This is a genomic window from Allobosea sp. 01N443, assembly GCF_056399325.1.
Genome location: NZ_JBFTRC010000163.1, coordinates 1 through 12,654, shown reverse-complemented (window position 1 = coordinate 12,654; position 12,654 = coordinate 1). Strand labels below are relative to the sequence as shown.

General features: G+C 64.5%; 10 protein-coding genes. 4 read left to right on the top strand and 6 right to left on the bottom strand.

The genetic code is table 11. The features are described from left to right. Nucleotides 1-482: aspartate/glutamate racemase family protein (locus AC1DRP_RS28060; protein ID WP_476770160.1), on the bottom strand; the 482-nt coding region annotated here is incomplete at its 3' end. Nucleotides 483-627: 145 nt separating this feature from the next. On the opposite strand from AC1DRP_RS28060, the gene AC1DRP_RS28055 reads away from it, so the two are divergent. Continuing rightward, entirely contained in the window at nt 628-1,560 is a 933-nt protein-coding gene (locus tag AC1DRP_RS28055; protein WP_476770159.1) for a bifunctional helix-turn-helix transcriptional regulator/GNAT family N-acetyltransferase, read from the top strand. On the opposite strand, the gene AC1DRP_RS28050 is transcribed toward AC1DRP_RS28055, so the two are convergent. Next, nucleotides 1,557-2,876, bottom strand: coding sequence for a flavin monoamine oxidase family protein (locus AC1DRP_RS28050; RefSeq protein ID WP_441506209.1), 1,320 nt, complete (start codon nt 2,874-2,876; stop codon nt 1,557-1,559). The genes AC1DRP_RS28055 and AC1DRP_RS28050 overlap by 4 nt on opposite strands. Before the next feature lie 406 nt (nt 2,877-3,282). Between AC1DRP_RS28050 and AC1DRP_RS28045 the strand changes: the two genes are divergently transcribed. Beyond that, on the top strand, nt 3,283-5,493 hold the full coding sequence (locus tag AC1DRP_RS28045) for a TonB-dependent hemoglobin/transferrin/lactoferrin family receptor (RefSeq protein WP_476770158.1): 2,211 nt from the start codon (nt 3,283-3,285) through the stop codon (nt 5,491-5,493). A 79-nt stretch (nt 5,494-5,572) separates the two neighbouring features. Here the strand turns inward: AC1DRP_RS28045 and AC1DRP_RS28040 are convergent, their stop codons facing one another. The 4 genes from AC1DRP_RS28040 to AC1DRP_RS28025 all read right to left on the bottom strand — a co-directional run bounded on the left by AC1DRP_RS28040 (nt 5,573) and on the right by AC1DRP_RS28025 (nt 11,164). Continuing rightward, complete coding sequence (locus AC1DRP_RS28040; protein ID WP_441506207.1) at nt 5,573-6,382, bottom strand: RNA methyltransferase; 810 nt, start codon at nt 6,380-6,382, stop codon at nt 5,573-5,575. 83 nt (nt 6,383-6,465) lie between these two features. Next, nucleotides 6,466-8,349: a methyl-accepting chemotaxis protein gene (locus AC1DRP_RS28035; protein ID WP_441506206.1), complete on the bottom strand. Its 1,884-nt coding sequence runs from the start codon at nt 8,347-8,349 to the stop codon at nt 6,466-6,468. A gap of 235 nt (nt 8,350-8,584) precedes the next feature. Further along, nucleotides 8,585-9,727, bottom strand: a complete 1,143-nt coding sequence (locus AC1DRP_RS28030; RefSeq protein ID WP_476770157.1) for a dipeptidase — start codon at nt 9,725-9,727, stop codon at nt 8,585-8,587. A 189-nt stretch (nt 9,728-9,916) separates the two neighbouring features. Continuing rightward, nucleotides 9,917-11,164 carry an NAD(P)/FAD-dependent oxidoreductase gene (locus AC1DRP_RS28025; RefSeq protein ID WP_441506204.1) on the bottom strand — a complete coding sequence of 416 codons (1,248 nt, stop codon included), beginning with the start codon at nt 11,162-11,164 and terminating at the stop codon, nt 9,917-9,919. A gap of 263 nt (nt 11,165-11,427) precedes the next feature. Between AC1DRP_RS28025 and AC1DRP_RS28020 the strand changes: the two genes are divergently transcribed. Both AC1DRP_RS28020 and AC1DRP_RS28015 read left to right on the top strand, forming a co-directional pair. Beyond that, complete coding sequence (locus AC1DRP_RS28020; protein ID WP_441506203.1) at nt 11,428-12,408, top strand: hypothetical protein; 981 nt, start codon at nt 11,428-11,430, stop codon at nt 12,406-12,408. Nucleotides 12,409-12,453: 45 nt separating this feature from the next. After that, the coding region (locus AC1DRP_RS28015; RefSeq protein WP_476770156.1) for a glutathione S-transferase family protein at nt 12,454-12,654 on the top strand (201 nt) is incomplete at its 3' end.

Genomic DNA, 12,654 nt, shown 5'->3' with positions numbered 1-12,654 from the left:
GAGCCGACCAGCGTGACCTCGCAGCGCGCCGCATAGGCCTCGATCAGGCCGCGCGTATAGTCGCGGGCGACGGTTCCAGGCGTCGCCAGGACCGAGATCAGTCCGCTGCGGGTGGTCTCGGCTGCTGGCTTGATCGCCGGGACGGTGCCGACGAAGGGGATGGTGAAGCGGGCGCGCAGCGCCGGCAGCACCAGAGTCGAGGCGGTGTTGCAGGCGATCACCACAAGATCAGGATGACAGCGCGCAATCAGCCGCTCCATGACCTGCAGGACGCGGTCGACAAGCTCCGCCTCGCTGAGCCGGCCATAGGGGAAGCCGGCGTCATCGGCGGCGTAGACGATGCGTGCGTCCGGGCGGGCGCGCGTGGTTTCGGCCAGCACTGTCAGGCCGCCCAGCCCGGAATCGAAGACCAGAATGGTGGGTTGGCGGCGTGGCATCACGGCTGCGCCATAGGCTGTTCCGGCCAGAAGATCGACCCGCATGCGTCGGCGCCTGCACAGGAGATGGATGAGCGCTTCATTGGGCCAGAGCCCGGTTAAGGAGTGGTCAAGGAACTCCTGGCCGCCATGATTCTATTTAATTGACTCTGTCCACTAATTGGCACGATCCTGATCCTCGGAGATCATCATGGCCGCCACAGATAGCCCCGCGATCGCTGCGATCCGACGCTTCAACCGCTTCCACACGCGCTGGATTGGAGCACTTGGTGGCAGCCTGCACGGCTCCGGTTTCGCGTTGGCCGAGTCGCGCGTGCTCTATGAGTTGGCTCAACGTGACGATTGGCTCGCAAGCGAGTTGGCACGCGAGCTTGCCCTCGATCCCGCCTATCTCTCCCGCATTCTCAAGGGCTTTGCTGCTGCCGGCTGGCTGAGACGCGAGCGTTCTCCCGACGACGGGCGGGCTTCGCACCTGCTGTTGACGCGAGAGGGGCATGACGCCTTTCGGCCGCTGGATGAAGCGTCGCGCGATCAGGCCGGCTCGATTCTGGCGCGGCTCGGACAGGCTGAACAGGCGGATCTGGTCGAGGCGCTGGGAACCGCCGAGCGGCTATTGTCAGGAGCCTGCGAGCGGAAGTGGCAACCGCTCATCCGCGAGCACAGACCCGGCGATATCGGTTGGGTGATATCGGCGCATGGCCGGCTCTATGCGGAAGACTATGGCTGGGACATCAGCTTCGAAGCGCTGGTCGCGGAGATCGCGGCGAAATTCCTGCGGGACTTCGTGCCTGGCAAGGAGCGCTGCTTCATTGCGGAACTGGACGGGATGCCCGTGGGCTCGGCCTTCGTAGTTCGAGAGTCGGACGAGGTCGCCAAACTTCGGCTCGTGCTGGTCGAGAAGCGCGGGCAGGGGCTCGGTCTCGGCAAGGCGCTGGTGCAGGAGGCGGTCGGCTTCGCGCAATCGGCTGGTTATCGGCGCATGATCCTGTGGACCAATGATATACTGCACGCTGCGCGTGGTATCTATCTTGCCGCCGGCTTCAGGCTCATCGCCGAGGAGGCGCACCATTCCTTCGGGCAGGATCTGGTGGGGCAGAACTGGGAGCTGGAACTGGGACGCTAAGCCTTCAGCCGCGCCACGGCCGCCGCCGCCGCCCGCCCCGCCAAGGTCGCGCCGCCGACCGTCATCGCACCGCCGCCGGCCGTCGCCTCGCCCGCGATCCAGATGCGACCGCCGATCGGCTCGGCAAGCCTGTCCCGGGCCGCCTCGAAGCCGGGGCGGCATACCGAATAGGAGCCATGCGAGAACGGATCGGTCCACCAGGCGGGGAATGACACGCCGGTGACGGCCTTGCGAAAGCTCGCGCCGACCATCTTGGCCAAAAGCTCGGTCACATGATCCCGTGCGGCGGCGGTTCCCGCGCGGGAAAGGTCGCGCGCATAGTCCCCGCCGCAATAGGCGATGACGATGTCCTTGTCGTCCGGGAAGAGGTCGACATTCATCATCGCCTTGGGTGAACCGGCTTCAAGATAGCTCATGCCGGGCTTGATGCCGAAGCGATCACCCTCGACCTTGAGCGCGATCTTGGTGAGGGCGCCCATGCCGATTCCATTCAGGGCGTCGCGGGTTCGGGCAGGCAGTGCAGGCGTGAAGCGAATGTCGCCGGCCTTCAGAACGCCGACCGGCACGGTGACGATGCAGGCGCGTGCCTTCAGCGTTCCCGAGCGCGTCGTGATCTCGACGCCGGGCCCGTCCCAGCGAATGGCTTCGACCGGTTCGCCAAGGCGGATATCGAGCCCTTCGCCATGGCGCGCGACAAGATTGCCGTAGCCCGAAGGGACGACGAAATCGTCGCCGCTCCACAGGCGTTGGTAGTCGCGCGCCGAGATGCGATCGGATTCCTCCCCGATCGAGAGCAGCAACCCGGAGGTGGCGACGGGCGTCATATCCGGGCCGAGGTCTCCGAGCAGCTCGGCAACCGAGAGATCGCGCTTCGAGATATCGACGGTTTCGAGCTTGCGGTCGATTTGCCTGAAGGCACCGCGCCGTTTGACCCGCTCGGCATCCGACATCGGTTGCCCGTTGGCGAAAACCTGGAAGCCGCCGCCCCAGGATTCATTCGGCGTCGGGATACCGAGATCGGCGGCGATCTTCACCCAGGGATTTCGCTCCGCCCAGTGGATGAACATCGCGCCGGCGTCGTAGGCGGCGCCAAGCGAGGTGTCGGTGAAGGCACGGCCACCGACCCGGTTGCGGGCCTCGATGATCACGACCTGGCGTCCCGCCGCTTTCAGTTCGCGTGCGGCTGCGATTCCGGCTGCGCCTGCGCCGATGACGACGACATCGAGATCGCCGGCCAAGGCAGGGCCGGGCGCGCCCGCAGCGGCTGCGGCGAGCGCAGTTGAGCCCATGAGAAAGGTCCGGCGGTCGAGCATCATCAACAATGTCCGCAGCGGTCTGGCGCCATGATGCGCGACTGCTTGTGCGTTGCAATACGCAACCTGCTTTGCGGCCGGATCACGGCAATCACGAGATCGGGAGGAGGGCGCGAGCGGGGCTGAGTTCCGGGGGGATGTCTGCAGTATAGAATACATATAAATTAGAACGCTTCTCCATTGGATGGATTCTATTGTTACTTCCTTGATTGAGAATCGATTGACAGAATTCGACTCTATTTCTATCGAGTGCTGGCTTTACTGAATTGATAAAGCTTAGTTTTCAGCAATTTTAAACTGCAGGCTGCGCATCCAATGCATTGGCAGCGCCGGCAGGGGCGGGGTTCTGACTATGGGTGGGCATTCTGGCGGGCTGCGTTGCGGCGTGGCGCTTGGCGTTCTTGTGTTGATGACAGCGTCACAAGCTGGTGCACAGCAGCGTGTTCAGGCCGCACAGCAGCCGGTTTTTCCTCAATCGGCCGAGGGACCCGTCGTTCTGGACACCATTACCGTGCAGGGGGAGGGAATCAGTGGTGCGCCGCTGATCGCCGGGCCGACGACGACCCGCACGACCCGCGAAGAACTCGACAGGCAGCAGGTCCAGAGCATTTCCGACCTGGCCAACCGGGTCGAAGCGGGCATCAGCTTCAATCGCCAGAATAACAGCATCAATATTCGTGGTCTCGATGGCCCGCGCGTGCTGACCACGGTCGACGGCATCAGGCAGCCGTTCCTGACCGACACCCGGATCGATCGCAGTTCGACCAACGCCTTCGACTTCGATGCGTTGTCCACGCTCGACCTGCTGCGCGGCGGCAGCGGCGCCAGCGTGCTCGGCTCCGGGGCTCTGGGGGGCGTGCTTGCCGTCCGAACGCTCGACCCCAAGGACCTGATCAAGGGCGGCCGCCAGTTCGGTGCGCTCGCAAAGACCGGCTAYGACAGTACCGACGAGGCCTGGTTCGGCAGTGCCGCAGTCGCGGCGCGGCTCCAGCAGACCTATTTCCTGCTCCAGGGTAGTTTCCGCGACGGGCATGAAACAGGCAACAGGGGGACGATCGACAGCATCGGACCGACCCGGACGATGCCGAACCCGACGGATTTCACGCAATACGGGCTGCTCGCGAAGATCCAGCACTATGTCGACGATGTGCACCGGTTCGGCATTACCGGCGAGTTGTTCAAGCGCGAGGACAAGGTCAACGTCCTCACCTCGACCGTGTCGCCCACCGGCAATTTCCGCCCGGGAAACTATGACACCGGCGAGGATGTCGAGCGTCAGCGCGTCTCGCTGACCTATGATTACAAGCTGCCGGGTGGCTTCCTCGACGAGGCCCACGCCAATCTCTACTGGCAGAACGTCAAGCGTAACGCGCTGGTCTCAGCCTACCGCTTCACCAGCGTCATCGGTCCCTATACCCGCAACAACGAAACCGAGCAGGAGGCCTTCGGCTTCAACGGCCATGTCGTGAAGAGCTTCCAGACTGGCATCTTCTCGCACGGCATCACGCTCGGCACCGAACTGCGCACGACGACGCTGAACCAGTATTCGGCCGGTGTCGACAATTGCCGCCGCCCCTATACCGGCGCCTTCACCGCCTGCAACAACCTGCACACCAATCAGGCCGACCAGCCGAAGGTCGACGGCAATGCGATCGGCGTTTTCGCGTATGACGAGATCGGCATGCTCGACAACCGCCTGCGCCTCACGCCCGGTGTTCGGTTCGACTGGTATGAGGAGAAGCCGCAGAACACGCCGGCCTACACCAATGGCGGCTCCAGCCCGGTCGGCTTGCCGCCGTCCTCCAGTGACAGCGCCTGGTCGCCGCGGGTGCGGCTTGAATACGACGTCCTCAAGGACGCCGGCATGTTCAAGGATGTTACAGCTTTCGCGCAGTGGTCGAAGGGTTTTCGCGCGCCGACTGCAAGTGAGCTCTATGGCCGCTTCGGGGCGGTTGGGACCTATCTGCGCATCGGCGATCCCACGCTGCGCCCTGAAACCAGCAACGGCATCGATGTCGGCTTCCGCTTCGGTGACCGGGCCTTCGGTGGTTCGGTGACATATTTTCACACCAATTACCGCAACTTCATCGAGACCGTGCAGATCGCGCCGCCGAATGCACTCTATCCGCAGGGCGGCATTCAGGGGCCGCGGAACGTCGCGCGGGCCGAGATCCAGGGCGTCGAGGCGAATTTCCAGTATGCCTTCGCCGAGAACTGGCTGGCGCGCGGCTCCTTCGCCTATACCCGGGGTCAGAACAAGGACACCGACACGTTCCTGAACTCGATTCCGCCGATGCAGGGTATCGTCGCAATCGCCTATGGAACAGACATCTGGGGCGCCGAGGTCTCGACCAAGCTCGCTGCCGCACGTGACGACGTCGCTGCAACGACCGGCACGAATGCCGGTTTCAAGGCTCCGGGCTATGCGCTCTTCAATGCTTCGGCGTGGTGGCGGCCGACGAAGCTCGCCGATATCGAGCTGCAGGTCGGCGTCTACAACATCTTCGACCGCAAGTACTTCGATGCGGTCAACGTTCCGACGGGCACGCTTGCCCAGGCGCGCGACTACTACACCGAGCCGGGCCGCACGGTGAAGGCGACGTTGAAGTACCAGTTCTAGAGTCACCCCGCGGGCGGAGTAACAAGAAGGGCCGGGCAGGGATGCTCCGGCCCTTCCGGTTCGTCACGAAGGGGAACGTCTATTCGCCCTCGGGGGCTTTCACCGGGCGCGGATGTCGGGGCCCCTCCGCCAGGGATTTGAACACGCCGCGCAGGGTGCGCGCCTCCTGCTCGGTCATCTCCAGGCGATGCAGGATGTCGCGCAGATTGGCGGTCATGACCGGCTTCTTGCCGGGCGGGAAGAAGCCGCAGCGCTCGAGTTCGCCTTCGAGATAGCCGAACATCGAAAACACCGTCTCACGAGTCGCGGGCGGGGAGGGATTGTTCTCGCGGAAGGGCGGCTCGCCATCCGTCGTCTTGAACCACTCGTAGCCGGCCAGCAGCACGGCCTGCGCGAGATTGAGCGAGGCGAAGGCCGGGTTGACGGGAAAGGTCAGGATCGCGTCGGCGAGCGAGATCTCTTCATTGGTCAGTCCGATGCGCTCGCGACCGAACAGGATGCCGACGCGCTCGCCGCCGCCGACACGCTCGGCCAGGGACGGCATCACCTCGGCTGGCGTGAAGACGCGCTTCATCTGGCCGCGTTCGCGGGCGGTGGTGGCGAGCACATGATTGAGATCGGCCGTCGCGGCGGCGGCGTCAGGGTAGAGCCGGGCATTCTCGAGGATATGGGTCGCACCGGAGGCTGCGGCGGTTGCACCCTTCTTGAGGCCTCCACCGGCGGGCCAGCCATCGCGAGGGGCCACGAGTCGCATCTCGGAAAGGCCGAAATTCGCCATGGCGCGAGCGCTCATGCCGATGTTCTCGGCCATTTGCGGTTCGACCAGAATGATGACCGGGGCGGGGGTTCGCGTGGCGGGGCGGGTGCGGTCAGTGCCTGAGCCGGTCATCGGGTACTCTGTGATATCGGTCTCGCCCGGTTCTGGGACCGGGCTCGAAAGCCCGATCCTATCAGCCTGCGGCAAGAGCGGCGTCAAGCGCTACGGCGCAGGCCAAAGCCGAACCCGGCCTCCACCTTGGTGTCCATCCTGCGCTGCTGCGGTATCCGTTCTTCCTTGATCCGGAAGCTGGAGACGAGGCCGTTCAAGCGCTGGATCTGGCCGGTGAGCGAGCTGGCCGACGCGGCGCTCTCCTCGGCGAGGGCTGCGTTCTGCTGGGTCATCTCGTCCATATGGGCGACGGTCTGGCTCATCTCATCGATGCCGTTGGCCTGCTCGGCCGAGGCTGCGGAGATGTCTGAGACAGTGGCGGAGACCTTTTTCGAGGCTTCGACAATCTTTCCGAGCGCCTCGCCGGCCGAACGGACCAGTCCGACACCTTGTGCGACCTCGACACCCGATTCGCTGATCAGCGAGGTGATGTCCTTGGCCGCTTCCGAGGAGCGCTGGGCCAGGGTGCGGACCTCCGAGGCGACCACCGCAAAACCCTTGCCGGCATCGCCGGCGCGGGCTGCCTCGACGGCTGCGTTGAGCGCAAGCAGGTTCGTCTGGAAGGCGATCTCGTCGATCACCGACGTGATATCCGAGATCTTGCGCGAGGCCTGCTCGATCCGCGCCATCGCGGCGACGGCATCGGTGACGATCGCACCGCCCTTCTCTGCAACTTCGGTCGCCTCGTTGGCCAGCAGAACGGCCTGGCGGGACGACAAGGCCGATGCCTTGACGGATGCGGCGAGCTCTTCCGTCGTCGCGGCGGTTTCCTCGAGCGAGGAGGCCTGCTCCTCGGTGCGCTTCGAGAGGTCGTCGGCGCCCATATTGATCTCGCGTGCGGCATTGGCGACGTCGACCGAGGTCGTCTGGATCGTCGCGACGGTCTCGGAGAGGCGGTTCACCGCGCGGTTGAAGTCGTCGCGGAGCTTGAGATAGTCGGCTGCGACATTGTCGTCGATGCGGTAGGTCAGATCGCCCTGAGCGAGCATTTCCAGGCCAGCGGCGAGCAGCCCGACGACATGCTGCTGTTCCCTAGCGAGCATCGCCCGCTCGGCCTCGACGCGCTGGCGCTCTGCCTCGTTGCGGCGACGCTCTGCATCGGTCAGGCGTTCCTGCTCGGTGGTCTGAGCTTCGAGCCGGCGCATCTCGAGGCCGTTTTCTTTAAAAATCAGCACGGCCCGGGCCATTTCGCCGACTTCATCGCGACGCGTCTGGCCCTCGATCTCGGCATCGAAATCGCTGGCGGCGAGCCGCTCCATCGTGCCCTTCAACCGGGCCAAGGGGCCGGTGATGCTCTTCGCCGACATCCACATCGCACCACCCAGGCCAATCAACAGGCCAAGCAGGCTGCCGCCRATGACAATGGCGATGGTGCGCTTAGTCTCCGAGCTCAACCTTGCGCTGGTCGTCTCGGTATCCTTTCCGAGCATGTTGTTGAAATCGGTGATGTTGCGGACGACCGCGGTGAGCTTGCCGTCGAGTTCGTCCATCACGGCCAACGCCCGTTCGTTTTCGTCATTGGCGCCGTAATAGAGGGCGCGATCGACGCCCACCTTGATGTCGGTGACCTGCTTGGTCAGGGCATCGTATTCGGCGGCCCGCTCCGGAAGGTGGGACTGTCCCTCCTTCAGCAGTTCGAGCGCCTGACCATAGGAGCGCTGCAACTGGCTCTGGGCATTGCGCGCACCATCCGTCTCGCGAGGATAGGCAATGACCTTGTAGGCCTGAGCCAGAATATCATTTGCGGCGCGCGCCGAACGGGCTGTGGCAAGCGTCGCCTTGCTGCGCGAATTGATCAGCTCGGAATAAGTGCTGTCGACTTTGCTCAACTGCACGCTGCCAAGAATCGTCGCGGCCACGCCAATCAACCCGACAATCAGCATCGCAGCTGCGATCTTGATGCTGATACGAATATTACCTAACGTCATGCTGATCGGCCCTCGAAGCGCTCGCAACAGCTGGAGCTGCGCAGCTCCGTGGCATTTCGGCGTTAAGAAAGCTGAAATTGATCGATCGGCGCGCGTTTGTTTTCTGTACGAGACCTTTGGAGGCGGGGTCCGGCCATGAGCCGCGCAAGTATTCTTGCGGCCTGAACTGCATGGCCGGCGCCCTGTTTTGGTCCTTTCGGGCCCCGCCGGGACCCCGAAACGGCAGGGGAGCGCCTCAGCGCTCCGCCGCCGCCTCCACAGCACGCATCAMGCGAAGCATGTTGCCGCCCGCGAGCTTCTCCAGGTTCTCTTCCGACCAGCCACGGCGAATCAATTCGGCGATCAGGGCCGGGAAGGTCGAGTTGTCCTCCAGTCCTTCCGGCGCGGTGCCGCCGAAGAAGTCCGAGCCAATGCCGATATGGTCGTAGCCGATGCGCTTGGCGAGATAGTCGAGATGGTCGCAATACTGCGCCAGCGTCGCCGTCGGGCGCGGGCCGGATTTGGCGACGATCTCTGCCTCGGCCTTCTTGTAGTCCATGCCGTCCGGTGTCTTGCCGTACTGGTCCTTGGCGGGACGGTGCCAGTCGCGCGAGGCCTGGTTGATGAAGTCAGGCACGAAGGTCGCCATGACGATGCCGTTGTTCCCGGCGACGCGATCGAGCACATCGTCAGGCACGTTGCGGGGGTGGTCGCAGAGCGTGAACGCGTTCGAATGGGACCAGACGAGCGGCGCATTGCTGACGTCGAGCGCATCATGCATCACCTTCGGCGAGACATGGGCCAGGTCGACGATCATGCCGAGCCTGTTCATGCGACGGACCACGTCCTTGCCGAAGGCGGAAAGCCCGTTATGGCGCGGGGCATCGGTCGCCGAATCGCACCAGTCATGCGTGCCGTTATGGCAGAGCGTCATCAGGCGCACGCCAAGGGCTGAATAAGCATCGAGGGCGTCGAGCTCGTTGTCTATCGCCGAGCCGTTCTCGATCGTCATGAACAGGGCGATCCTGCCCTCGGCCTTCGCAGCCTCGACATCGGCGGCGGAGAGGCCCGGGCGGAAGACCTTCGGATGCTTCGCTAGTACATTCTGCATCAGCGCGATCTGGGCCAGCGCGAAGCCGGCGGGCTTCGGGTGGTTCGGCGGGACATAGGCTGCGAAGAACTGGCCCGCAAGCTTGCCCGCCTGCATGCGCGGAATGTCGGTGTCGGTCTCGGGATGGACCTTGGTCAGGTCATAGGCCGCGACATCGCCCTTCGCCTTGGCATCGAGCCGGATCACATAGGGCAGGTCGTTATGGCCGTCGATCAGCGGGGCGCGCTCGAGCAGAGCGAGCGCCGCGGCATAGGCATTGTCCTGGACTGGAGTTTTGGCGAGGGCCATGGCGCACCTTGGAGGGGATTCGAAACGGTGGGGATCGTGGCAGGGCTTTGCAGGCGAGGCGAGGGGCGATGACGCATGCCGGCTCGCTGTCTGGTGCGTGCGGCGTCAGGCCCGAGCCTGACCCGGTCTCCTGGCGAAGCATAATTCCCGGCGGCGGCAAGCGCCCCCGGGAATGACGGCATCTTCGCCTCAGGTGAAACGGGCCGGTGCAAACGGGGCAGGATCGACGAAGACCTTCTCGCCGGTCACCATCTCGGCAACCATGCGCCCGGTCACTGCGGCCAGCGTCAGCCCGTGATGGGCATGACCGAACGAGAACCAGAGATTGCGGTGCTTCGGCGCCGGGCCGATGATCGGCATCATATCAGGCGTGCAGGGGCGGTTGCCGAGCCAGGGCTCGGCATCGACCCGCTCGCCGAGCGGGAACAGCGTCTTGGCGATCGGTTCTGCGCGAGCGAGCTGAACCGGCGTCTTTGGCGAGTCGCGCAGCGCGAACTCGGCGCCCGTGGTCAACCGAATGCCCTTCACCATCGGAGCCAGGAAATAGCCGCGCTCGGTGTCGAGGACAGGGTGGTTCAGCACGGCGTTGCCGAGCGGCTTGTAGTGCATGTGGTACCCGCGCTTGACCGCGAGTGGCAGGTGGTAGCCGAGCCGGTTGGTCAGGACATCGGCCCAGGGGCCGAGCGCGATCACTGCGTCATGTGCGCTGGCGCGGGTGCCGTCGGCGAGCGCGATGCTCCAACCCTGGCCGTCCTGCGCGAGCGTGCCGGCATCGCCCTGCGCAAGTTGTCCGCCGAGCTTTTCGAACAGAGCGACATAGGCCTTCGACAGGCCAAGCGGGTCGATCACCGTGACCGGGTCGGTCCAGTGCAGGCCGCCGATCAGGCTCTGGTCGAGATGGGGCTCCTCGGCTCGCAGCGTCGCGACATCGAGCGGGCGGTAGTTCAGCCCGAATTCCTTGTTCCACTTGGCCGCCTCGGCCAGCCTTGCATCCTGCTCGGCCGCAGAGCGGAAAACCTTCATCCAGCCCTTGCGGCGCAGCAGATGCGTCGCCCCGGCTTCGGCCGCGAGCGCGTCATGCTCGGTGACGCAATGCTCGATCAGGGTGGCGTATTGGTGAGCGATCGCCTCGTGCTTGGAGGGGCGCGAATGCAGCCAGTAGGACAGCAGGAAGGGCGCGAGCTTGGGAATCGCGTTCCAATGATAGGACGCGTCGATGGTGTTGTTCATCGCGTAGCGGAACAAGGCGCCGAAATCATGCGGGAAGCCGTAGGGATAAACGCCTTCGCGCTGGATCAGTCCGGCATTGCCATAGCTGGTTTCCTCGCCTGGTCCGCGCCGGTCGACCAGCAACACGGACCGGCCGGCCTTCTGCAGGTGCAGCGCCACCGAGATGCCGACGATCCCCGCGCCGAGAACAATCGTATCGGTCCGCATTTTTACGCTCCTGTCAGCCCTGTTGCCGCGCTCAAAATACCGCTCTGCGCCGCGATGTCAGCGGCATGGTGTATCTTTGCGGTCGAACGGCGAAAGTTTCGCAAGTTTTGCGCCAACCAGGTGCGGATCGCGCGCTGCGCTTACAAACTGTTCCCTTCCGCGCAAGATTCTGCGCCACGCAGAACCGGTCTTCCCGAACGGCGGGTGACGCCGGCGCCGGGATCGGCCAGTGTGGCGCAGTTGTCGCACCGATTCAGGCCTTCATGCTCTCGCGTTTCGCCGCCTTCCTCGCTGCAGGCCTTGCCCTTCTCGGCCGCTACGGCACGCAGGGCTTCGCACTTTCAATCTTTCTGGGGCTGGCACTGCCGCAGTTCTCGGCGGCGGCGCGGCCGCTGCTGCCGGTCACTATCTTCTGTTTCACCACGGTCGTCTTCCTGCGCGCCGATTTCAGCATCATAACCGGGCTGATCCGCCGTCCCGGCAAGCTGATCGTCACCTGCCTGTGGCTCATTCTCGGCCCGGCGGTGCTGATCGGCGCTGCGTTCCTGCTCGTCGGTCGCGCGGCACTCGATCCCGGCCTGATCCTCGGGCTTGCCATCATGGGCGCGGCGCCGCCGATCATGTCTTCGCCGGCGGTCGCGATCCTCTACGGCTTCGAGCCTTCGCTGATCATCGCGGGCGTGGTGGTGACCACGGTGCTCAGTCCGCTGGTGGCCCCGGTGGTGGTGGAGCTGCTGGCGGGGGCTGCCGTGCCGCTCGATCGCTGGGCGCTGACGCTCCGTCTCGTGCTGTTCGTCGGCGGCGGCATGGTGGTGGCGGCGATCCTGCGGCACTGGCTCGGCGCAGCCCGGATCCGGGCGATGAAGGCCAATCTCGATGGCTTTGGCGTGCTGATGTATTTCATCTTTGCCATTGCGGCGATGGATGGCGTGACGCGGACAGCCATGGCCAATCCCGGACAGGTCATGCTGTTCCTGGCCATCGCCTTTTCGGTTTCCGCCGCCGGCCTTCTGCTCACGACACTCGCCTTGCGGATGTTCAAGCGCTCGGAACGCTTCATGATCGGCTATGGCACCGGTCAACGGAACATGGGGTTGCTGGTTGCGGCGCTTGGGGCCGGCGTGCCGCAGACRACTTTCCTGTATTTTGCGCTGGCGCAGTTCCCGATCTACCTGCTGCCCTGGCTGCTGCGCGGCATCGCCGGGAAGATCAAGCGCGCTGAAACGCCTGCTGACGCGGGTTGACGATCCGGCCTGAGACGATCGCTCCAGCAATCCAGGAGCGATGCCATGATCACTCTCTATTCCGGGCCTCTGAGCCTGTTCTCCCGCAAGGTCGAGATCGCGCTGCGGGAGAAGGGCCTCGCCTTCGAGCGTATCATGGTGCCGTTCAACCAGGTGACTGGCTACGATCCGCGCCACCCCGAAGTGCTGGCGCTCAACCCGAAGCGGCAGGTTCCGGTGATCAATGACGAGGGGCTCGTCCTCTAC

Coding starts and splice junctions, on each gene's coding strand:
- AC1DRP_RS28055 (WP_476770159.1), top strand. CDS start 628: ATGGCCGCCACAGATAGCCCCGCGATCGCTGCGATCCGACGCTTCAAC.
- AC1DRP_RS28050 (WP_441506209.1), bottom strand. CDS start 2,876: ATGATGCTCGACCGCCGGACCTTTCTCATGGGCTCAACTGCGCTCGCC.
- AC1DRP_RS28040 (WP_441506207.1), bottom strand. CDS start 6,382: ATGACCGGCTCAGGCACTGACCGCACCCGCCCCGCCACGCGAACCCCC.
- AC1DRP_RS28025 (WP_441506204.1), bottom strand. CDS start 11,164: ATGCGGACCGATACGATTGTTCTCGGCGCGGGGATCGTCGGCATCTCG.